The following is a 21,160-nucleotide window of genomic DNA, read 5'->3' on the forward strand; positions in this document are numbered from 1 at the left end:
TCTCCCGTTTCCCGCCGGATCGGCGTTCATTCTTCCTTTCAGCTTAATTCACCTTGTGCCTCCTGTACAGGATGTAACTTCTGCCGACATACGACAGCGGGACGCTCCAGACATGCACGAGGCGCGTGAACGGCCAAAGCGCGAAAATGAGGAATGCGGCCAGGATATGAATCTGGAACGACACCGGAACACCCATCATGTACGACGGGTCTGGCCGCAGAAGGAACAGGTCACGGAACCAGACGGAAATTGTATCCCGGTAGTCGAATGCGGGATTCACGGCGTTCGTCACAATCGTCGCGTACATCCCCATGAACACGATGATCAGCAAGAGCGTGTTGACGACCATGTCGCTTGCCGAGCTAAGCTTCCGGACGGCCTTGATCGAAAACCGGCGGAACGTCAGAATGAACATCCCGAGAAGCGTGACGAATCCGAAGAAACCGCCGATCCAGATGGCGCCGAGGTGATACATATGGTCGTTGACGCCGAGAGCCCGCATCCACTCCTTCGGGATACCGAGCCCCGAGATATGGCCCAGGATGACCGGGATGATCCCAAGGTGAAATAGGAGGCTCCCGACCATCAGCTGCTTTTTCTCGATGAATTCACTGGATTTCGCGGTCCAGTGGAATTTGTCCGTCCTGTAGCGAAGGATGTGTCCCACCACAAAGACCGCGATGCAGATATAAGGGAAAATTACCCACAGAAATTGGTCAACCATGAGCCGGCGCCTCCTCTAAACAAGCTTTGAATGTTTCCCGCAGCCCCTTGATGAGGTGGTAGTACGGACTTTCCTCCTTTTCAAGTGCTTTCATCAGGTGGTAGGTGCCGTCTTCAAGGACCCCCATCAGGATCCGGAAACTGTCTGGCGTGCGCGGGTCATCCAGCCATTCGGCTGCATAGAGGAACTCGCACATGAGCGGCAAGTAGTCGGACAGCTCCTCGTCCGGCATCTCGAGGCCATACATCTCGTAGAGCACTTTCAGCTTCGCGAGCATCTGTCCGCGCTCGCGGGCATCCTCGAACTTGAACCAGGTCATGTACAGCGCGCAGTCCTCCTCGAAGTCGAATGTCGAGGTATACAGTTCCCTGAGCTCATCCAGGCTGAACTGCCGGATCTCTTCCCAATAGCGGAGCACGTGGGCCCGTGCCGGATGATCCGGGCCGAATGCCTCCGCAACGTGGTCCGGATGGTAATCCCCCCTGTCCGGCCACGTCAGCTGATTGGCGAAGAATCCGAATGAATCTTTGAACGTATACAGCTTCCGGTTATCAATCACGCCAGATTCCCCCGTAGAAGTTCTCTTCGTAAATCTCCTTTCCGGTCTTTGTCGCCGTGCCGGCGCCCGGGCTTGCCGGGCCGCAGCCGTCGCAGCCGTCGCCGCCGGTGCCCATCGCGCCGAGGCCCATCGTGTCGCCGCCAAAGCCCGCAGAACCCTGCATGTCGTACGTGTTCATCCGGTTTTCCTTGTGGGAAGTCGGGATGACGAACCGGTCGTCGTACTTCGCGATTGCGAGCAGGCGGTACATTTCCTCGGTCTGCAGGGCGGTGAGGCCGACCCGCTCAAGACGCGTCTCGTCGAATTCCTTGCCCGACGACAGCGCCCGCATGTACTGGCGCATCATCGCCATACGCTGCAGCGATCCCTTGACCGTCTCCGTGTCTCCAGCCGTCAGCATGTTTGCGAGGTACTGGATCGGCGTGCGCATTTCCTCGATCGCCGGGAAGATCATGTCCGGGTTCTTGATTGAGTCCTTGCCCTCGAAGTAGTTCATGATCGGCGAAAGCGGCGGCACGTACCAGACCATCGGGAGCGTGCGGTATTCCGGATGGAGCGGGAACGCGAGCTGGTGCTCGATCGCGAGCTTGTAGACCGGCGAGTTCTGCGCGGCTTCGATCCAGTCCTCTGTGATGCCGTCGCGGCGCGCCTGCTCGATCACTTCCGGGTCGTGCGGATCCATGAACAGGTCGCACTGCGCGCGATACAGGTCCTTCTCGTCCGGCGTCGATGCGGCTTCCAGCACCCGGTCCGCATCGTACAGCAGGACACCCAGATAACGGATCCGGCCGGTGCATGTCTCCGAGCAGACCGTCGGCAGACCTTCTTCGATCCTCGGGAAACAGAACGTACACTTTTCGGCCTTGTTCGTCTGCCAGTTAAAGTAGACCTTCTTGTACGGGCAGCCGGTCGTGCAGTAGCGCCAGCTTCGGCAGGCTTCCTGGTCGACGAGCACGATGCCGTCCTCGTCGCGCTTGTAGATCGCGCCCGCAGGGCAGGACGCCACGCAGCTCGGATTCAGGCAGTGTTCGCAGAGCCGCGGCAGGTAGATCATGAATGACTTCTCGAAGTTGAACTTGATCTCTTCCTCGATCTTCTGAATGTTCGGGTCCTGCGGGCCGGTCACGTCGGCGCCTGCGAGGTCGTCCTCCCAGTTGGACCCCCATTCCAAGTCCATCTTCTCGCCCGTCACGGCCGAGTAGGCGCGTGCGACCGGCGGGTGCTCGCCTTCCCCCGCGGTGACAAGGTGGTCATAGTTGTACGTCCATGGCTCGTAGAAGTCGCGCATCTCCGGCATGTCCGGGTTGTAGAAAATCTTCCCGAGCGCCACCTTGGACAGGCGGTTCCCCGACTTCAGCTCCAGGTTGCCGTTTCGGAGCTGCCAGCCGCCCTTGTACACTTCCTGGTCCTCCCAGCGCTTCGGGTAGCCGATGCCCGGCTTCGTCTCCACGTTATTGAACCACATGTACTCCGCGCCTTTCCGGTTCGTCCAGGTCGTCTTGCAAGTAACGCTGCACGTGTGGCAGCCGATGCACTTGTCCAGGTTCATCACCATTGCAATCTGAGCTTTAATCTTCAAGCCAGTTGACCTCCCTTTTCTTCCTGATCATGGCGTATTCGTCACGCTGGTTTCCGATCGGCCCGTAGTAGTTGAATCCGTAGCTGAGCTGGGCATAGCCGCCGACCATCTGCGTCGGCTTCATGTGAATGCGCGTCGGCGCATTATGGCTGCCGCCCCGCGTGTCCGTAATTTCCGACCCCGGCGTCTGGATATGCCGGTCCTGTGCGTGGTAGGCGAGCAATGTGCCGCGCGGGATCCGGTGGCTCGTGACCGCCCGGCAAGTGAGCGCGCCGTTCCGGTTATACACTTCTATCCAGTCATTGTCCGAGATGCCGTGCTCCGCCGCTTCCTCGTTGTTCATCCAGGCGACCGGCCCCCCGCGGAACAGCGTCAGCATGTGCAGGTTATCCTGGTACATGGAGTGGAAGTTCCACTTGCCGTGTGGGGTTAGATACCTGAGGACGAGAGCATCCTTGCCGCCCCGCACTTCCTTGTCCCTCGGTCCGAACACCATCGGCGGAAGCGTCGGCTTGTAGACCGGGAGCGCCTCACCGTACTGGAGGAAGATCTCATGGTCGATATAGAAGTGCTGGCGGCCGGTAAGCGTCCGGAATGGCACGAGCCGCTCGATATTCGTCGTGAACGGCGAGTATCTGCGCCCGGACTTGTTGGATCCGCTGAATACCGGAGTCGGGATGACTTCCCGCGGCTGTGCGGTAATGCTCTGGAATGTGATCCGCTCCGCCGCGCGTTCCGCCGAGATGTCGGCCAGCTCCACGCCGGAAAGCTTTTCCGCTTCCTTGTAGGCTTTCTGCGACAGGCGCCCGTTTGTCGCGGACGACAGATGAAGCACCGCGTCGGCAGCCTGGCGCGCTGTCTCGAGCTTCGGCAGGCCGCTCTTGATCGACTCGTCGTGGTAGACACCGCTGATGCGCTTCAGCTCTTCGTATTCTTCGGCTGCAGAGAAGCTGACGCCGTGCGCGCCGGTCTTGCCGACCTGCAGGTTCGGACCCAGCGTGATGTACTTGTCGTAAATCTTCGTGTAGTCACGCTCGATGATGCTCAGGTTCGGCATCGTCTTGCCGACGACCGCCTCCACTTCTCCCTTTGCCCAGTCGCGGACAAGGCCAAGCGGCTGGGAAATCTCGCTTTCCGAGTCATGGTTCAGCGGCGTGCTGACAAGGTCCTTGTAGACGCCCGGCAGATGGGTCTCCGCCATCCCTGAGAACACCTTTGCCAGCCCGCGGAAAATGTCCCAGTCGGTACGGGATTCCCAGAGCGGATTAACCGCCGGGTTGAACGGGTGGACGAACGGATGCATGTCGGTCGAAGACAGGTCGGTCTTTTCGTACCAGGTCGCCGCCGGCAGCACGATGTCCGAGTGAAGCGGTGTCGTCGTCATCCGGAAGTCGAGCGAGACAAGCAGGTCGAGCTTGCCTTCCACTTCGTCGCGCCAGATGATTTCTTCCGGCTTCACGTCCTCGTTCGGCCGCGCCATTAGCGCATCAGCCGTGCCGAGCAGGTGCTTCATGAAATATTCCTGGCCCTTGGCGGAGCTTGAGATCAGGTTCGAGCGCCAGACGAACATCGTGCGCGGGAAGTTTTCCGGCGCCGCCGGATCCTCGATCGCGAACTTGACTTCGCGGCTCTTGATCTGATCCGCCGCCCGTTCGATGATTTCCTCATTTGTCGTCTTGCCTTCGCGGGCCGCCTCTTCGGCGAACAGCAGGCTGTTCTTATTGAACTGAGGATAGCTCGGCAGCCATCCGAGCCGCGCCGCCATGACGTTGTAGTCGGCCGGATGACGGTAGTCCAGCTTATCGGCAAGCGGTGACTTCAGCGACTCGGTGTCGCCTTCCTCGTAGCGCCACTGCTCGGTCCCGAAGTAGAAGAATGATGTCCCGTTCTGGAGGCGGGCCGGTCCCTGCCAGTCCTTTGCGAAGGCGAGCGTCGACCACCCCTCGATCGGCCGGCATTTTTCCTGTCCGACGTAGTGCGCCCAGCCTCCGCCGTTCACGCCTTGGGAAGCAGTGAGGATCACGAGGTTCAGGATCGAGCGGTAAATTGTGTCGGAGTTGAACCAGTGGTTGATTCCGGCGCCCATGATGATCATCGAGCGGCCGCCCGTATCCAGAGCGTTTTGCGCGAACTCGCGGGCGATCTGCGTCACGACCGAGGCCTTGACGCCGGTGATGCGCTCCTGCCAGGCCGGCGTATAGTGCGACTCCGCGTCATCATAGCCTTTCGCGTCATACGGATTGTCCGTCCGGCTCACGCCATATTGGCTCATCATGAGGTCGTAGACGGTTGCTGCGTACTGCTCCGTACCATCCGCAAGGCGGACTTTCCGGGCCGGGATAACACGGCGGAACGTGCCGTCACCGGAGTCATCAAAGAACGGGAACTCGATCTCCTTCCATTCTTCGCCGTGACCCTCTACGGTAAGTGCCGGCTCGATGCGCGTTCCGTCCTCCTTGTCGAGGATGAGATTCCACTTTCCGTCCTTTTCCCAGCGCTGGCCCATCGTCCCGTTCGGCACGACGAATTCCCCAGCCGCTTCGTCGAAGATCACCGGCTTCCACTCCGCGTTTTTCGTTTCGCTCCCGAAATCGCTTGCGCGAAGGAAGCGCCCGGCTTTCAGGGCATCTTCGTGCGGGTCGAGCAAAATCATGAACGGCATGTCCGTGTACTGCTTCGCATAGTCGATGAACATCTTTTCTTTCCGCTCCTGGTAGAACTCACTCAGGATCACATGTGTCATCGCCTGCGCGAGCGCGGCATCGGTGCCCGGGTGCGGCGCGAGCCAGTTGTCCGCGAACTTCACGTTGGCGGCAAGGTCAGGAGCGACCGAGACGACCTTCGTCCCCTTGTAGCGCACCTCCGTCATGAAGTGCGCATCCGGTGTACGCGTGAGCGGCACGTTCGAGCCCCACATCATGAGGTAGCCCGCGTTGTACCAGTCGGATGACTCCGGCACATCCGTCTGCTCGCCCCAGATCTGCGGCGAGGAAGGCGGAAGGTCCGCATACCAGTCGTAGAACGACAGCATCTCTCCGCCGAGAAGCGAGATGAACCGCGCGCCGGAAGCGTAGGAGATCATCGACATGGCCGGAATCGGGGTAAAGCCGGCGATCCGGTCCGGTCCGTATTTGCGGATCGTGTAGATGAGCTGCGCGGAAATCAGCTGAAGCGCATCATCCCAGGCGACACGGATGAGACCGCCCTTGCCCCGGACCCGCTTATAACTCATCGCCTTTTCCGGATTCTCGACGATGCTCGCCCACGCATCAATCGGGTGACCGTTGTTTTCAGCGAGCGCTTCGCGCCACAGCCTCCACAGCCGTCCGCGCATGTACGGGTACTTCACCCGGTGCGGGCTGTACTCATACCACGAAAATGTGGCCCCGCGCGGACAGCCGCGCGGCTCGAACTCCGGCATGTCCGGCCCGCAGGACGGATAGTCGATCTGCTGGTTTTCCCAGGTGATGACGCCGTTTTTGACGAACACCTTCCAGCTGCAGGAGCCCGTGCAGTTGACGCCATGCGTAGTCCTGACAACCTTGTCATGGGACCAGCGCTGACGGTACATGTTCTCCCAGTCCCGGCTTTTCTCCTCAAGGACCGACCAGTTCCCCGAGTAGCTCTCTACCGGCTTGAAGAAGTTCAGGCCATATCTTCTCTTTTTCATTCATCCGACACTCCTTTGTGGACAGGGCAATTGGACAGAATGCTAGTGGTACTATTCTGATAGTTCCATTATGGAGGTTTATGCCAACTCTTCCCATTAGGGAAAGACCTATCGGGCGGCGGGAATTCCCTTTATCGGACGGTGAAAAACGGGATTGTGGCAGATTCGCCAGGAAGATACCGGGGGACCGGACGGTCTTGTGGCAAGTTGGCTGCCCTTGTGGCAAGTTGGCAGTCCATGCGGCAACTTCGCAACCCATGTGGCAAGTTCGGAGTCCATGCGGCAACTTCGTAACCCATGTAGCAAGTTCGGAGTCCATGTGGCAACTTTGTAACCCATGTAGCAAGTTCGCAACCCTTGTGGCAAGTTACAAGCCCATGCAGCAAATCCGAACCCCTTGCGGCAAACGGGAAAGTCGGATGCCGCCTCAATTTACGGGTTCCAGAAACAAAAAAGCCTCCCTTATCAAAGGGAAGCTTCACGTATCGGGAGTTCGGCCATCCGGCCTTTCTCGATCCGGACGATGCGGTCAGCGGTGCGGCGGGCTTCGTCCATGCTGTGGGTGACCATGAGAACCGGAATCTGCCAGTCCCGATGGATGCGCATCAGTTCGTTCCGGCAGCGCAGCCGGGTTTCGTCGTCGAGAGCGGAGAACGGCTCATCCAGCAGCAGCAGTTCCGGTTTCATCGCGAGCGCACGCGCCAGTGCCGTTCGCTGCTTTTCGCCGCCGGAGATTTCATGCGGATACTTGTCCATGAGCGGACGGATGCCGAGCAGCTCGGTCAGTTCTCGGACATGGGGCGGTTCAGGCCGCCCCGGCAGTCCGAACAGGATGTTCTCAGACACGGTCATATGGGGAAACAGCGCATAGTCCTGGAACAGATAGCCGACGCGGCGGTCCTGGATGCGGAGCGGTTTCCCCCCTTCTTCCGCAAACACACGGCCGCCAAGCTCGATCCGGCCCATATCCGGCGAGACCGTTCCCGCCAGGCAGTTCAGGAAAGTCGTTTTGCCCGAGCCGGACGGGCCGACGATGGCGACAATTTCCCTGTCCATCTTAAATTCGGCCTGCAGATCAAACTGCGGCAGCCGTTTGGTGAATTCCGCTTTCAGCACAGCGATCACTCCCTTCCCCGTCTTCTGGATGTCTTTCTGCGCCAGCCGTTCAGCCAGGTGATGGCGGCAAGTCCGAGCAGCGTGATAAGGACGACCCAGAACATCGCCTCGCCGGTTCGTCCCGCCTCATAGGAAAAGTAGATGGCAAGCGGAACGGTGACGGTCTCGCCCGGGATGAACCCGGCGATCATAAGCGTCGCGCCGAATTCCCCCAGGCCGCGGGCAAGTGCCAGGACGAGGCCTGCCAAAATACCCGGCCAGGCAAGCGGGAAGGTGACTTTCCGGAAAATCCGCCATTCGCTGACGCCCATCGTGCGGGCGACATTTTCCCATCTCGGGTCGACCTTCTCGAACGCCGCCTGCACACTCTGGTACATGAGGGGAAGCGACACGACGAACGAAGCGATCACCGCACCGGCCCAGGTAAAGACGACCCGGATGCCGAACCAGTCCTCAAGCAGTCGGCCGATGGGCCCGTTTACACCGAACAGCATGATCAGACCGAATCCGACGACCGTCGGAGGCAATACGAGCGGCAGCAAAATCAGCGCTTCGGCTGCGCTCTTGCCCGGGAATTCCCTGCGTCCCATGAACCGTGCGAGGGCAATTCCCGTGACCGCCGCGAGCACTGTTGACAGCAGGGCGACGCGGAGCGAAAGCGCGAGCGGCGAAAGGTCAGGGACCGTCACTTGCCGTCCTCCGGCAACGCAAAACCGTAGTCCCGGATGACCTGATGCCCTTTGTCCCCTGTAAGCAGTTCAAGGAAAGCTTCCGCGGCAGCCGGGTTTTCCGCCTGTTCTGCAATCCCCGCCGGATAAATGATCGGGGTGCCGCCGGCCGGAAGCTCACCCACAACCTCGACGTCTTCCGAAATAGCAGCATCTGACTGATAGATAACACCGAGATCCGCATTGCCGCTTTCCGCATACGTCAGCACCTGCCGGGCATCCTTGCCGTAGACGAGATGCCCGTCCAGGCCGTCCCACAGTCCTGCTGCAGCAAGGGATTCCTTCGTATAAATTCCAAGCGGCACGCTGTCCGGCTGGCCGACGGCAATATTGCCTTCAGGACTCCCCAGAAGGTCCGTGACCTCACCATCAACAGTGTGTGCCGAAACGAGGACGAGCCGGTTCTCCGCGAACGGGACGACGGTATCAGTATCTATGTATCCCCCTTCAACCGCCTTTTCCATGTCCGCATGGCTGGCCGACAAAAACAGGTCAAACGGTGCACCCTGTTCGATTTGCGCGCGAAGTTTCGTAGAGGAGCCGTAGTTGATGACGAGCTCGGTGTCAGGATGCGACTCCCTGAACGCCGGCTCCAATTCCCCGATGGCATCCATCAGGCTGGCGGCAGCCGAAATGCGGAGCGTCTCTTCCTCTTTCGCACCCGATGCGCTGCAGCCGGCGAGGAGCATTGCGGCCGCGGCAAGCGCGATGATCATTTTCATGCCCGTCCCCCCTTTTCTTAAAAAGTAGTCGAGCCCGCCCTGCTTGTCAAACCCACTCAGGGAATTCCCTGTATCCTTGCAGGACCTTCCCCGTCTTCCGGGATTTCCCTGCACCCTGTGCTATACTGATAGAAAAATCTGAAAGGATGGACTATCATGCCGGGACCCGCATTAAAGCAACTCCACGCTCACCACGCAATCCACCAGGGTGCGCTAACAGGCGCCATCCAGAAAACCGATGAAGTCAAGCGTCTCCTGAAAGCCGGGGAGGATGAGGTAGCGAAGATGGCGGCTGACCACCTTCTCGATTATTGGGAAACCCGAATTATCGCCCATGCTGATGCCGAGGAAGACGGTTTCTACCAGGAAATGGTCGGTTTGCATCCGGAACTGGAGCGCGCCGTCGTCCAGCTGACACGCGATCACGACCTGCTGAGAACCATCGTAAAGGACATCAGGAAGATGCTCTCGGAACAGGGTCTGACCCGGGATGTCATTCAGCAGTTCGAGGCGCTGATCGTGGTCAATGACATCCATAGCCGTGATGAAGAACGCATGCTGCTGGATGAGCCGAACCGATGAAAGCACAGGAGCGGACGGCTGTCATCGGGCGCAATGACCCGTGCCCCTGCGGCAGCGGAAAGAAATACAAAAAGTGCTGCGGTGCCGAAAAGGACCGCGAACGGCTGGAGCGGGAAATCGACCAAGCCATCGGACGCGTCCTCGAAGGCTTCTTCTCCTCCCATCCGACCCCATCCGAACTGCAAGACCTGACCTCCATGAGGCGTGAGGAAGGCGAAGTGCTCGCTTCCCTCCACGGAGAAGAAGAGGCCGGCATGATCATCGGCGATCTGTATTTTTTCCAGAAACGGGCCGATATCTGGAACGACTATGTCCGGGCGGCTGCCGAAAAAGAAAGCCGCCGGAAAGTCCGGTCGGTCCTGGAAAACTTCCTGGATCCCTTGCTCCTCACCCTCCGCGTAACGGAATCGGACATGCGCACTGTCCGTACTGAGGATGTACTGTCCGGTGACAGCTTCCATCTCGCCGCCGGTCCGTCCGTCCGTGCCCGCGCAGGCGATGTGCTGATCGGATTTTTCGTAAGGGACTCGAGAGCCGAGGGGCGTCTTTTTCCGCTCAACAGTCTCGTCACCGCAGAAGGTGCGGAAGAGGAGACGGTCGGAAAGCTGCGGCAGGCCGCTTCGGGGCAGAATGCACAGACATTTTTCCGGGCGCACCCCCTTGCCGCCTACAGACTGTTCGGCCATGTCATTGAAGAATCCGCGCTCCCGGAAAGCATCTCGGGGGCCGCGGAGGCGCTTGAGCGCTTTATGATTGAGAAAGACCTTAAAAATGACCGTATCATTGAAGGGTTTTTCCATTTCCTCGGCAGCAAGGGAGACGTCCCGGAAGGCGCCATCGCAGGGGCGGTATGGCACGCGATCCGCTCCGGTGCATTCGTACTCAACTGGTCGCTGGCCGAGACAGCCGGCCATTTCGGGGCGGATCCGGACACCGCCCGGCAATTCGCGCAGGAATTTGGCCATTTCATGGACGAGGCGGCGGCCCATGATGACGGTCAGAGCCCCGAATACGCACTTGGAGCCGGTACCGACCCGATGCCGGCAGAGTTCAGGAACTGGCAGATGTTCATGCACCTGAAATACGCGGAAGTTGCAGATGAAAAAGCGCTTCGGCGACTCATGGAAGCCTATGAAGACCAGCCATACTTGCCGCGTTCCGCCAGTGAGGAAGCGCAGATCCGGGCCTATGAGGCCTATCTCGCAAAAGATCCGGAGCTGCGTCGGGAAAAGGCACGGGAAGCCCTGCGGCTTGACCCGGAAAATGCCGATGCTCTCATGTTCCGGGCAGAGGAAACGGAAGATCCGGAAGAGCAGCTTGCCCTTCTGCACCGCGCTTCCGCTTCCGCTGAACAGCAGTTTGAGCCCGACATTGATATCGCATGGGGATATGTGCCGAACCGGCAGTACCTGCGCGTGCGATTCCGGATCGCCATCCTCTTGTGGGAAACCGGGCGGACGGAGGAAGCATTTGATGTACTCTATGCTCTCCTTCAGCTGAATCCCGGTGACCACCAGGGGGCGCGCTATGTAGCGCTGTCGGCTCTGATTTCCCTCGGTCGGATGGACGAAGCGGAAAGCCTGATCGCCCATTATGAGGATCCCGACGCAGACAATGCCTTCTTTGCCTGGTTCCGTTGGGCAATCGAACGGAAAAAGAACCTGCTTTCCCCGGCCGCGGAAGGCGCATTCCGGATCGCCGAAGAGCAGAATCCTTACACGGTGAAGTATGTGCGTAACCGGCCAAACGGCGACCCGTATCCGAAAAACGCGGCGATCACGCCCCGTTCCCCGGAAGAGGCCCGCCTTATTTGGACGCTGCTTGAAAAAACTCTTTAAAAAAACGACTCACGCAATGCCTGCCAATGCGCTGTGTGAGTCGTTTTCTTATTTGTCCTTGAGGTAATCAGGAGCCGCCGTCTCCCCCGCCTCCGGCCGAAGCCGCAGCAGCGGCCGCCGCGGCACCGCTCGATGCCATGATTGCCTGCTGGGCGCGGAGCACCTGCTCCACGGATGCGGCGATTCCGATGTGGGCCGCCTGCTCTCCTGTCGTCATTTCCATAAGTACAGACTGGATGGCCGCGGACAGCGCCATTTCTTTGTACCAGCGGAACAGCTTCATCTCCGAGAGGACCTTTGCCGTCTCCACAATGCGCTCTACCTGGGATTGTTCCACGTGGAACACTGTGAGAAGCCCGATTGCGGGGTAGTGAAGCGGCTTGACCTTCAGCCCTTCCGCCTTCAGCCGGTCGCGGATCTCGGAAGCCTTTGCCGACCTGCTCTCTTCATAAGAGGCATTGCCGTAGGTGATTGTCTGGGACATCCACTGCAGCTCGTTACCGAACCGGAAACCGCGCATCTTCAGGTCCTGATAATAACGGTGCATCACGTCCGCCAGCTCTGACGGACTGGCTGCCTGGCTGCCGAGCAGCACGGCAAATGTGTAGTCATCGTCAGATGTCAGGAAGCGGTGCCTCTGCTTCATCTCGTCATAGAGCATCTTCCCCGCAATCGCCTCACGGCGCGCCTCCCCTTCCTCATCCGAAAGCAGAGTCGCCGCCAGATAGGAATGGATCGTGTTCCTGAAGCCAAGTGCGTGGAGAATCTCCTGTTTCTCAAACAGATCGTCCGCCATCTCCTGCGCGCCCTCTCCCGATACGTCCAGCAATGCCGAAATCAGTGGGTGGAACTGGCCACGGACCGGAGAAAATAGGCCCGACCGCTTTTTCAGCGCATCGGCGACTTCCCGGAGCCTCCTTGCATCAAACTCCTTTTCTCCCAGCGCGTAAATCCCTGCGATTGACAGCAGCACCCTCTTATCGACCGTCCAGCTGAACAGGTTCACGAGCTTCGGATAAATCGTCTCATAGCGGTTTTTGATCATGGCTGTTTCCATTCGGATCACCCCTCATGACTGATATACGGACCGGTGCTGCGAGAGTTTCGTTTTTTATTGGCCGAGACCCGAAAGTACACGAATCGATCCTGAAAGTACACCATCTCGCTGCCCCACGCCGAGCAAAAAGGGCACCCCGGTCACCCCGAATGCCCTTCACACCTTATTCCGCCGGCACCGCGATGTTTTTCGCGGAGCTGATCAGTTCTTTTATCGGTTCCCTGTCCCCTCGGTGCAGGGCGTCGACGATGGCACTGCCGACGATGACGCCGTCCGCAGCCCGGCCAAAGTCCCGGACATGGTCGGGTGTCGAGATGCCGAAGCCGGCAAGGACCGGGATGTCCGCGATTTCCTTCAGCTGCTCCAGCCGGCCGTCGGTCGTCCCGCCGAAGCTGTCGCGAACGCCGGTGATGCCGTCTACGGTGACGGCGTAGATGAAGCCTTCCGCCGCCTCCGCGATTTTCCGGATGCGGTCTTCCGGAGCGGACAGCGGGATGAGGCGGATCAGGTCGATGCCGTTCATCCGGAGGCAGTCCTCGAGCGGCCCGCTTTCCTCAAACGGCACATCCGGCACGATGACGCCCGCAATGCCCGCCTCCTGGCAGTCGTTTGCGAATCCGGCCATGCCGTAACTGAGTACCGGGTTCAGGTAAGTCATGAAGATGATCGGGATGTGCACGTCTTCACGGATCGCCTTCACTTCTTCGATGACCGCCTTCAGTGTCGTGCCTGCCGCGAGTGCGCGGAGACCCGCTTCCTGGATGACGGGACCGTCCGCAGCCGGGTCGGAAAACGGGATGCCGAGCTCGACTGCCGTCGCGCCCGCTTCCTGAAGGAACAGGAGGTCCTCCTTGAGGCGTCCGACCCCGCCGTCTCCCGCCATGATGTACGGGACAAATGCGCAGCCGCCGGATTCACGTACCTCCAGAATCGCTTTTGTGATCTCAGACATTTCCGTTTCCTCCCTTCAGCGCATCGCGCACGGTGATGACATCCTTGTCGCCGCGGCCGGACAGGCAGATGACGACGATTTGGTCCGTGGACATGCCGGAGGCCAGCTCGACGGCATAGTGCACGGCGTGCGAGCTTTCAAGCGCAGGCAGGATGCCTTCCTTCCGGCTGAGCATCTTGAGGGCTTCGAGGGCCTGTTCGTCCGTGACCGATGAGTAGGTCACGCGTCCCGTGTCGCGGAAGTGCGAATGCTCCGGACCGGCGCCCGGGTAGTCAAGCCCGGCGGAGATGGAATGGGCCTCATTGATCTGGCCCGCTTCATCCTGCAGAAGGTACATGTAGGCGCCGTGCAGCGCGCCCGGGCGGCCGCCGGTGAGCGCCGCGGCATGCTTGCCGGTTTCAATGCCGCTGCCCGCGGCCTCGACGCCGTGGAGGGCAACACCCGCGTCATCCACAAACGGGTGGAACATGCCGATCGAGTTGCTGCCTCCGCCTACGCAGGCGACGACCGCATCCGGCAGGCGCCCTTCCTTTTCAAGGATCTGGCGCCGGGTCTCGACGCCGATTATCCGCTGGAAGTCGCGGACAATTTCGGGGAACGGGTGCGGTCCGAGCGCCGAACCGATGACATAATGCGTATCGGAAACGTTCGCCACCCAGTAGCGGAGTGCCTCATTGACCGCGTCCTTCAGCGTGCCGGAACCCTGGTCTACGGAGACGACGGATGCGCCCAGCAGTTCCATCCGGAAGACGTTCAGCTCCTGCCGCCGGATGTCCTCCTTGCCCATGAACACGATGCACTCCATGTCGAGCAGCGCGCAGGCGGTCGCGGTGGCCACGCCGTGCTGTCCCGCTCCGGTCTCCGCGATGATCTTCGTTTTGCCCATCCGCTTGGCAAGAAGCGCCTGGCCGATCGCATTGTTGATCTTGTGCGCGCCGGTATGGTTCAGGTCTTCACGCTTCAGGTAGACTTTTGCGCCGCCCGCAGCTTCCGTCAGACGTTCTGCGAAGTACAGCGGATTTTCACGCCCCACGTAGTCCTTCAGGTAGTGATCCAGCTTTTCCACAAACTTCGGATCTTCCTTCGCATCCCGGTATGCCGTCTCGAGTTCAAGAAGCGCCGGCATGAGCGTTTCGGGGACGAAGCGGCCCCCGTATTTGCCAAAGCGCCCGGCTTTATCGGGTGCTTGGTATGTGTTCTTTTCTTTTGTATTCACCATCAGGCCTCTCCCCTTTCCTTCACGGCACGGATAAACCCGCGGATCAGCTCCGGGTCTTTCCGTTTTTCCCGTTCCACGCCGCTCGATACATCGAGCGCAAACGGCATTGTCTGCCTGACCGCCTCCGCGGCATTGCCGGCGTTGAGCCCGCCGGCGATGATTGTCCGTTCCCGCGGAATGCCGGCGTCGGCAAGAAGCGACCAGTCAAACACATTTCCGCTGCCGCCCCGGAAGTCGGTGCCCGGCGCGTCGAACAGATAGTAATCCACGTCATATCGGGCCGCACGGCGGACGTCCTCCGCTGTACGGACGGAAAATGCTTTGATCGACGGCAGGCCGATTTCCCGGATCTGTTCCGGTGTCTCGTCACCATGATACTGCACATAATCAAGCGGGACATTCCGGAAGACGGTGCGGAGCTCCTCGGAATCCGGATTCACGAAGACGCCGACTTTTTTGACGTTCTCCGGCACACGTGCCGCGAGTTCTGCTGCCCATTTCATATCGATCCGCCTCCGGCTCGGAGCGAAGACGAACCCGATGGCGTCCGCCCCCGCGTCGACGGCGGCTCTGACATGCTCGGCTTCCATGAGCCCGCAGATTTTCACCTTCGTCATGGCCGGAGCACCCCTTCCGCCTCGCGGTAGGAGCGGATCGCCGCACCCGGGTCGCCGCTCCGCATGAGCGATTCACCGACGAGGATGGCATCCGCGCCGTTTTCCCGGACTTGTGCGGCGTCCTCCGGCGACATGATCCCGCTTTCCGAAATCAGATATCGCCCGGGCTTTTTGCCGGCGCGTGCCGCAAGCCGCGCCGTGTTGCCGAGGTCGACGTTGAATGTCTTCAGGTCACGGTTATTGATGCCGATAAATGTTGGATCCAGTTCAAGCGCGCGGTCCATTTCTTCCTCGTCATGCACTTCGACGAGGACATCGAGCCCCGCCGACTTGGCATAGGCGTGCAGTTCACGGAGCCGTTCCTGAGGCAGCGCCGCCACGATCAGGAGGACCACGGAAGCACCCGCCTGGAGCGCCCGGTCGATCTGCAGCTCATCGATGACAAAGTCCTTGCAGAGGATCGGAATCCGGACGGCTTCCGCCACCGCGGCCAGATCTTGATAGGAACCTTTGAAAAAGGCCTCTTCGGTCAGGACGGAGATGCAGTAAGCACCCGCCTGTTCATAGCGCAGTGCCTGCTCGGCCGGGTCCGCGTCCGCGTTGATGATGCCTTTTGACGGGGAGGCCCGCTTGACTTCGGCGATGACCCCCAGGCCGTCCTTGGCGTCAAATGAATCCGACAAGCGCGGCCTACTGTACCGGATCGCAGGCGTGGCCGGGATTTCTTCCCTCAGGAAGGGTAGTCGTTTCCGTTTTTCTTCAAGAATATCGTCCAAGATCGTCATGGCGTGACCGCCTCCTTTGCCTGCTGGTGGAACCGGATGACGGATTCCAGCTTTTCCATCGCTTTTCCGGACAGAATGATGTCTTTTGCAAGTTCAACGCCTTCTTTTGCTGTTTCCGCGCGTCCTGCGGCAAACAGGCTGATACCCGCATTGAATGCGACGGCATCGAATTTCGGGCCGCGGGCGCCGCCGAGGACCGAGCGGAGGATTTCCGCGTTTTCCCGGCCGTCCCCTCCCTTGAGGGCGGACAATGGTGCGGACTCGAGTCCCACGTCTTCAGCTTCGAGCGTGAACGGGATCAGGTCGCCGTTGTCCAGCAGCACGAAGTCATTCGGTCCCGCAAGAGAGGCCTCATCCATGCCGCCGGCTCCGCAGACGACGATCGCGCGCTTTCGTCCTTGCATCCGGAGAACCGACGCATAGTTCATCGTGAAGTCTTTCCGGCTGATGCCGGTGAACTGCGATGCCAGCGGGACCGGGTTCGTCAGCGGACCCGTCAGGTTGAAGATCGTGCGCCGCCCGAGGCGTGCCCGGATCTGTCCGATGCGCTTCATTTTCGGATGGAGACGAGGCGCAAAGAGAAAAGCGATGCCTTCTTCGCGCAGCTGCCTGGCCGCCTCTTCCATGTCCTGTTCAAGCCCGAGGCCGAGTGCCTCCAGCACATCGGAGCTGCCCGAACGGCTGGAGATTTTCCGGTTGCCGTGCTTTGCGACCGGAACGCCTGCTGCGGCCAGGACGAATGCCGACGTCGTGCTGATGTTGAAGCTGTCCGAACCGTCGCCTCCCGTCCCGCAGTTGTCGGTGTAAGGGGCTGCCGGGACTTCCGGTGTAATCGCCATGCCGCGGGTCACCTCGGCAAGCGCCGCCACTTCATAGGCTGTCTCTCCCTTGTCAGCAAGTGCCGCGAGGAATTCACCGACCTCTTCTTCTTTTGTGCGCTCGTCAAACATGAACAGCGCGGCTTCAGTCATTTCCTCGTAGCTCAGATCGTTGCCGTTCCGTACTTTCTGTGTGAACTCTCTCATCTCTGCTCCACTCTCCTCTGCTCTCTATCGTGTTAAAGTCCGGGAATCCGCTCGGGTCCCGATGCATTCTGTTTATTGAAGGCCTTGGCTTCTTCCAGGAAAGCGGCAAGCAGCCGCTCCCCCATTTCCGTTCCGACCGATTCCGGATGGAACATGAGCCCGTAGACCGGATGACGGTCGTGGCGCACAGCCATGACTGTGTTGTCGTCCATCGAATAGGCGTCCGCGTGCAGCACTTCCGGAAGCTCACCCTCATCAAGTGCCGCCGAGTGGCAGCACATCACGCGGAGCGGCTGGGGAAGATAGGCGAACAGTCCACCGCGCTTGTGGCGCACCATGGCCGGCTTACCGTGCCGGATTTGGGTACGCCGGCTTTCCTCTTCTCCATAGGCGGCCGCGATGATCAGCTGGCCGAGGGAAACGCCGAGTATCGGGACATCCGCCCCGAACTCCCGGACGATCTCGATCGATTCCGGCCAGTTTTCCGGACTCCCCGGTCCTGATGACAGAATGATCGCCGACGGGCCGAAGCGCTCGACCTTCGACAGTGTCGCAGCCTTGGCGTCCAGGATGCCGATGTCCTCACCGAGCACGGCGAGGGCGCCGGACAGGTTCTGGGTGAACGAGTCTTCATGATCGATCAGCAAAATCATTTGACCACCTCCGTGAGCGAACGGGCTTTGTTTTCCGTCTCCTTGTATTCGAGCTCAGGCCGGGAATCGTGGACGACCCCGGCACCTGCCCGTACCGAAGCGATGCCGTCCTGGATAAAGAAGGTCCGGATGGCGAGCGCCATGTCCATGTTGCCGTTAAAGCCGATGTAGCCGACGGATCCTCCATACAGGCCTCGCGGCGACGGCTCCAGCCGGTCGATGAGCGCCATCGCCCTCCCCTTCGGCGCTCCGGTCACGGTGCCGGCCGGCAGGCATGCCCGGACGGCATCGAACGCATCCGCTCCCTCTTCCAGCTGTCCTTCCACTTCGGAAACGAGGTGCATGACGTGCTCATAGCGAACGACTTCCTGGTAGGCGGTTACCTTGACAGTCCCCGGCACAGCGGCTTTCGCGATGTCATTGCGCCCGAGGTCCACGAGCATGTCATGTTCGGCCAATTCTTTCGGGTCTGCGAGCAGTTCCGCTTCGAGCGCCCGGTCTTCTTCCCGGTTTTTCCCCCGACGGCGAGTCCCGGCAATCGGGTTCATCGAGAGGATACCGTCTTTCGCCTTTACAACACTTTCGGGAGAAGTCCCGACGATGACCGTCTCTTCCAGATCGATGATGTACATGTACGGCGACGGGTTGCGCCGGCGGAGCCGGCGGTAGAGGCCGAACGGGCTGCCGGAAAACGGTGCGCTCAGTTCCCGAGACAGGACAACCTGGTACAGCTCGCCTGCCTCGATGGCATCGATCCCCTGCCTTACGGCTTCTTCGAACGCTTCTTTTTCGGTATCCGATGTGAACTCGCCGAGCGTGAAGGATATTGTTTCCGGCTCGACGCCCGACAGGATCTGGGACTGGATCCGTTCAAGTTCTCCGTCCGGCGGTCCATCCCCGAGATCGGTACGGACAATCGACACCGTACCCTCCAGATGATCGAAGACAATGACCGTGCTGTAGACGTTCAGAAGCACATCCGGTCCCATGGCGCTAGTTACCTTATGTTCACCCGCTCCGTATCCGATCGCCCCGACGGCACCTCCCGCAAACGGAAAGGCTTCAGGAGAAGCGACCCTCGGCAACAGCCGCTGGAGCAGGTCGAGCGGCTCGCCCTCGTGCCGGAATACTCTCCCCGTCCTGCAGTCCCGCTCTTCAAGGACCTGGCCTTCTGCGCGGTACGTCTTCACCGGATCCTGCCCAATATAGGAATAGCGCCCCGGACCGTCATGCGCGCCGGAGCTTTCCAGCATGAATTTCCTCTGTCCCTTCAGCCTTTCGAATACGGCGACAGGCGTCAGTGCATCCGCCGCAATCTTTCTGACGGCCACCCGTCCGGCTCCTTTTTGTTCTCTGACTGTGCTCATCTCTGCTCAGCTCCTCTTCTCTGGGAAAATAAAAAGTCCCCCGCAACAGGCACAGCAGTCCTGTTGCGGAGGACGGAAAAAATCCGCGTTGCCACCTCCGGTTGGGGCAGATCGCCCCCTCTCGGCCATGCCGCAGAATGCGGCACGTTCCCTTAACGCGGGAAGAACGTCCGCCGGGCCGGGGCCGCGGCGGCTCTCGTAAGTCCATTCACATGCGGGGCGCTCCGGCTTCCACCTGCCGCCGGCTCTCTGGGCCGCCTGTCGCATGCTACTCTTCTTACTCTGCAATTTCTCTGCTATGCTCTGCTCAACTCAGCTCTTTGATCCAAGGGCGATGCCGCTCCCGGCACCTTCTGCCCCTACCGGACTAAAAAGTTATCACCCATCTTACATTGTTTAGAAAATACCGTCAAGTCTGCTTTTCAGATTTTCTTAAGATTACCGGTTAATCCAGTTCCGCGATGGCCTCTGCGATCTCGTCCTGGATCGGCGTGACGGAGCTGGCCAGATAGTTGTTGAACAGGATCGAGAAGATGTACTTTTCACCGTTTTTCGCCTCCACGTAGCCCGAAAGCGTCGAGACGCCGGTGAGCGAGCCGGTCTTGGCCTTCACATTCTCCGCCGCCTCGGTGTCCTTCATACGGGTGCGGAGCGTGCCGCCCGTCATCCGGTCCGGATGGCCCGCGACAGGAAGAGAGTTAAGGAATACATCGAACCACGGTTTGGACTGGACCTTATAGAGAAGGACGGACAGCTGCTCCGCAGTCACAAGGTTTTTGTGCGACATGCCGGAGCCATCCCGCAGACGCATGCCGGCCGGGTCGAGGCCATATCCCGTGAGAACGTCCTCCATCACGCCGAGTCCCGCATCCCACGAGCCTTCACCTGCAGCCGCGCGGCCCATCTCCTTCACGAGCACTTCCGCATGGCCGTTGTTGCTGAGCTTCATGAACGGGATATACAGTTCGCTGAGCGGCATCGACTGCTTCGATGCGAGGGCAGACGCCTCTTTAGGCGTTTCACCTTCGGCCAGCTTCCCGGAAACCGCAATGCCTTCTTGCTTCAGTGCCTGTTTGAACAGATCAAGTGCATACATCGTCGGATCCTCGACTGCCGTCCAGGAACGGGAAGCCGTCGCGCCGACCGGGATCGTGCCCGTGATCACGATGTTATTCGTGCCGTGCTCACGGGTGATGGAAATCGATTTCTTCCCGTCTTTGCCGACAGTCTCGGCCCGGTTGTCGATCGTCACCGATTCCGTGAACGGATCAAGCGTGACTTCCGCCGCGGCACCCGCTTCATTGGCCGGGTTGACGTTCACGATAACCGTGCCCGCATCATAGTCGGTATTCGGAGAAGCAGTCAGGGCTGACACGCCGGCTCCGGTGTAGTTGTGTTCATCGGACCAGTTCAGGTCTTCCGACAGCAGCACGTCGTCATACCAGCTGTCATCCGCGACCAGGTTGCCGTGAACCTTTTTGACGCCCTTCGCCTTCAGTTCCTTTGCAAACTGTGCAAAATCCTCCTTGAGAAGCGTCGGGTCGCCCTTGCCGCGAAGGTACAGGTCACCGTGCAAAACACCGCCCGGATTCAGCTTGCCGGTGTGGAGGACATCCGTCGTAAATCGGTGATCGGGACCGAGCACTTCCAGCGCTGCTACGCCCGTCAGGATCTTCATGTTCGATGCAGGATGAAGCAGCAGGTCATCGGTGTGACCGTAAACGGTCTCCCCCGTCGATGCCTTGGTCACATTCACCCCGAATGTGGCGCCGTCCAGCCTCGAGTCTTTAAGGATTTCGTTTAGTGTGTTTCCGAGCGCGGCATCTTCATCTGTCGCGACTGCAGGCTGCAGGCCGGGTGCGGCGCCTGCGGGAACGAGAAGAAGTGCGGATAGCGTCATTGCGGTGAGCCATTTTTTCTTTGTGGCTGCCATGGGTCATCCCCCTTTAGAATGAGTTTCGAATAGT

General features: G+C 59.9%; 18 protein-coding genes. 2 read left to right on the forward strand and 16 right to left on the reverse strand.

What is annotated here, in order from left to right; genetic code table 11:
* Nucleotides 1–43: 43 nt before the first annotated feature.
* From narI to modA, 7 genes are all read right to left on the reverse strand, one after another.
* Complete coding sequence (gene narI, locus KHA84_RS02345; RefSeq protein WP_008300861.1) at nucleotides 44–724, reverse strand: respiratory nitrate reductase subunit gamma; 681 nt, start codon at nucleotides 722–724, stop codon at nucleotides 44–46.
* Entirely contained in the window at nucleotides 717–1,283 is a 567-nt protein-coding gene (narJ, locus tag KHA84_RS02350) for a nitrate reductase molybdenum cofactor assembly chaperone (RefSeq protein WP_213421808.1), read from the reverse strand. The genes narI and narJ overlap by 8 nt, the downstream gene beginning before the upstream one ends.
* The gene (narH, locus tag KHA84_RS02355; RefSeq protein WP_213421810.1) at nucleotides 1,276–2,862 is read right to left on the reverse strand and encodes a nitrate reductase subunit beta; all 1,587 of its coding nucleotides are present in this window, start codon (nucleotides 2,860–2,862) and stop codon (nucleotides 1,276–1,278) included. Before narH ends, narJ begins: the two co-directional genes overlap by 8 nt.
* On the reverse strand, nucleotides 2,852–6,532 hold the full coding sequence (locus tag KHA84_RS02360; RefSeq protein WP_213421812.1) for a nitrate reductase subunit alpha: 3,681 nt from the start codon (nucleotides 6,530–6,532) through the stop codon (nucleotides 2,852–2,854). The genes narH and KHA84_RS02360 overlap by 11 nt, the downstream gene beginning before the upstream one ends.
* A 465-nt stretch (nucleotides 6,533–6,997) precedes the next feature.
* Complete coding sequence (locus KHA84_RS02365; RefSeq protein ID WP_213421813.1) at nucleotides 6,998–7,648, reverse strand: ATP-binding cassette domain-containing protein; 651 nt, start codon at nucleotides 7,646–7,648, stop codon at nucleotides 6,998–7,000.
* A 5-nt stretch (nucleotides 7,649–7,653) separates the two neighbouring features.
* Complete coding sequence (gene modB / locus KHA84_RS02370) at nucleotides 7,654–8,337, reverse strand: molybdate ABC transporter permease subunit (RefSeq protein WP_213421815.1); 684 nt, start codon at nucleotides 8,335–8,337, stop codon at nucleotides 7,654–7,656.
* The gene (gene modA / locus KHA84_RS02375) at nucleotides 8,334–9,098 is read right to left on the reverse strand and encodes a molybdate ABC transporter substrate-binding protein (protein ID WP_213421817.1); all 765 of its coding nucleotides are present in this window, start codon (nucleotides 9,096–9,098) and stop codon (nucleotides 8,334–8,336) included. The genes modB and modA overlap by 4 nt, the downstream gene beginning before the upstream one ends.
* A gap of 156 nt (nucleotides 9,099–9,254) precedes the next feature.
* Between modA and KHA84_RS02380 the strand changes: the two genes are divergently transcribed.
* Both KHA84_RS02380 and KHA84_RS15470 read left to right on the forward strand, forming a co-directional pair.
* A complete protein-coding gene (locus KHA84_RS02380) occupies nucleotides 9,255–9,680 on the forward strand; it encodes a hypothetical protein (protein WP_213421819.1) in 426 nt (141 codons plus the stop codon).
* Nucleotides 9,677–11,518, forward strand: coding sequence for an SEC-C metal-binding domain-containing protein (locus tag KHA84_RS15470; RefSeq protein WP_213421821.1), 1,842 nt, complete (start codon nucleotides 9,677–9,679; stop codon nucleotides 11,516–11,518). Before KHA84_RS02380 ends, KHA84_RS15470 begins: the two co-directional genes overlap by 4 nt.
* 67 nt (nucleotides 11,519–11,585) lie before the next feature.
* On the opposite strand, the gene KHA84_RS02390 is transcribed toward KHA84_RS15470, so the two are convergent.
* The 9 genes from KHA84_RS02390 to dacB form a co-directional block, all read right to left on the reverse strand.
* Complete coding sequence (locus KHA84_RS02390; RefSeq protein WP_008300850.1) at nucleotides 11,586–12,575, reverse strand: DUF4003 family protein; 990 nt, start codon at nucleotides 12,573–12,575, stop codon at nucleotides 11,586–11,588.
* Nucleotides 12,576–12,738: 163 nt separating this feature from the next.
* Nucleotides 12,739–13,527: a tryptophan synthase subunit alpha gene (gene trpA / locus KHA84_RS02395; RefSeq protein ID WP_213421823.1), complete on the reverse strand. Its 789-nt coding sequence runs from the start codon at nucleotides 13,525–13,527 to the stop codon at nucleotides 12,739–12,741.
* A complete protein-coding gene (gene trpB / locus KHA84_RS02400; RefSeq protein WP_213421824.1) occupies nucleotides 13,520–14,746 on the reverse strand; it encodes a tryptophan synthase subunit beta in 1,227 nt (408 codons plus the stop codon). Before trpB ends, trpA begins: the two co-directional genes overlap by 8 nt.
* Nucleotides 14,746–15,363, reverse strand: coding sequence for a phosphoribosylanthranilate isomerase (locus KHA84_RS02405; RefSeq protein WP_213421827.1), 618 nt, complete (start codon nucleotides 15,361–15,363; stop codon nucleotides 14,746–14,748). Before KHA84_RS02405 ends, trpB begins: the two co-directional genes overlap by 1 nt.
* Nucleotides 15,360–16,148: an indole-3-glycerol phosphate synthase TrpC gene (gene trpC / locus KHA84_RS02410; RefSeq protein ID WP_213421829.1), complete on the reverse strand. Its 789-nt coding sequence runs from the start codon at nucleotides 16,146–16,148 to the stop codon at nucleotides 15,360–15,362. The genes KHA84_RS02405 and trpC overlap by 4 nt, the downstream gene beginning before the upstream one ends.
* Complete coding sequence (trpD, locus tag KHA84_RS02415) at nucleotides 16,145–17,173, reverse strand: anthranilate phosphoribosyltransferase (RefSeq protein WP_213421831.1); 1,029 nt, start codon at nucleotides 17,171–17,173, stop codon at nucleotides 16,145–16,147. The genes trpC and trpD overlap by 4 nt, the downstream gene beginning before the upstream one ends.
* Nucleotides 17,174–17,205: 32 nt before the next feature.
* Nucleotides 17,206–17,826: an anthranilate synthase component II gene (locus KHA84_RS02420; RefSeq protein WP_213421832.1), complete on the reverse strand. Its 621-nt coding sequence runs from the start codon at nucleotides 17,824–17,826 to the stop codon at nucleotides 17,206–17,208.
* Nucleotides 17,823–19,193: an anthranilate synthase component I family protein gene (locus KHA84_RS02425; protein ID WP_213421834.1), complete on the reverse strand. Its 1,371-nt coding sequence runs from the start codon at nucleotides 19,191–19,193 to the stop codon at nucleotides 17,823–17,825. The genes KHA84_RS02420 and KHA84_RS02425 overlap by 4 nt, the downstream gene beginning before the upstream one ends.
* Nucleotides 19,194–19,638: 445 nt before the next feature.
* The gene (dacB, locus tag KHA84_RS02430; RefSeq protein ID WP_213421836.1) at nucleotides 19,639–21,126 is read right to left on the reverse strand and encodes a D-alanyl-D-alanine carboxypeptidase/D-alanyl-D-alanine endopeptidase; all 1,488 of its coding nucleotides are present in this window, start codon (nucleotides 21,124–21,126) and stop codon (nucleotides 19,639–19,641) included.
* Between the last annotated feature and the right edge of the window lie 34 nt (nucleotides 21,127–21,160).

Origin of the sequence: Bhargavaea massiliensis (assembly GCF_018390575.1) — a bacterium.
Lineage (GTDB): Bacteria > Bacillota > Bacilli > Bacillales_A > Planococcaceae > Bhargavaea > Bhargavaea massiliensis.

What these genes read in the sequence shown, in the direction of transcription:
- KHA84_RS02405 (WP_213421827.1), bottom strand. Translation starts at nt 15,363, where the DNA reads ATGACGAAGGTGAAAATCTGCGGGCTCATGGAAGCCGAGCATGTCAGA.
- KHA84_RS02380 (WP_213421819.1), top strand. Translation starts at nt 9,255, where the DNA reads ATGCCGGGACCCGCATTAAAGCAACTCCACGCTCACCACGCAATCCAC.
- trpA (WP_213421823.1), bottom strand. Translation starts at nt 13,527, where the DNA reads ATGTCTGAGATCACAAAAGCGATTCTGGAGGTACGTGAATCCGGCGGC.
- dacB (WP_213421836.1), bottom strand. Translation starts at nt 21,126, where the DNA reads ATGGCAGCCACAAAGAAAAAATGGCTCACCGCAATGACGCTATCCGCA.
- KHA84_RS15470 (WP_213421821.1), top strand. Translation starts at nt 9,677, where the DNA reads ATGAAAGCACAGGAGCGGACGGCTGTCATCGGGCGCAATGACCCGTGC.
- narI (WP_008300861.1), bottom strand. Translation starts at nt 724, where the DNA reads ATGGTTGACCAATTTCTGTGGGTAATTTTCCCTTATATCTGCATCGCG.
- KHA84_RS02390 (WP_008300850.1), bottom strand. Translation starts at nt 12,575, where the DNA reads ATGGAAACAGCCATGATCAAAAACCGCTATGAGACGATTTATCCGAAG.
- KHA84_RS02420 (WP_213421832.1), bottom strand. Translation starts at nt 17,826, where the DNA reads ATGATTTTGCTGATCGATCATGAAGACTCGTTCACCCAGAACCTGTCC.
- trpC (WP_213421829.1), bottom strand. Translation starts at nt 16,148, where the DNA reads ATGACGATCTTGGACGATATTCTTGAAGAAAAACGGAAACGACTACCC.
- KHA84_RS02360 (WP_213421812.1), bottom strand. Translation starts at nt 6,532, where the DNA reads ATGAAAAAGAGAAGATATGGCCTGAACTTCTTCAAGCCGGTAGAGAGC.
- modA (WP_213421817.1), bottom strand. Translation starts at nt 9,098, where the DNA reads ATGAAAATGATCATCGCGCTTGCCGCGGCCGCAATGCTCCTCGCCGGC.
- KHA84_RS02425 (WP_213421834.1), bottom strand. Translation starts at nt 19,193, where the DNA reads ATGAGCACAGTCAGAGAACAAAAAGGAGCCGGACGGGTGGCCGTCAGA.
- trpB (WP_213421824.1), bottom strand. Translation starts at nt 14,746, where the DNA reads ATGGTGAATACAAAAGAAAAGAACACATACCAAGCACCCGATAAAGCC.
- trpD (WP_213421831.1), bottom strand. Translation starts at nt 17,173, where the DNA reads ATGAGAGAGTTCACACAGAAAGTACGGAACGGCAACGATCTGAGCTAC.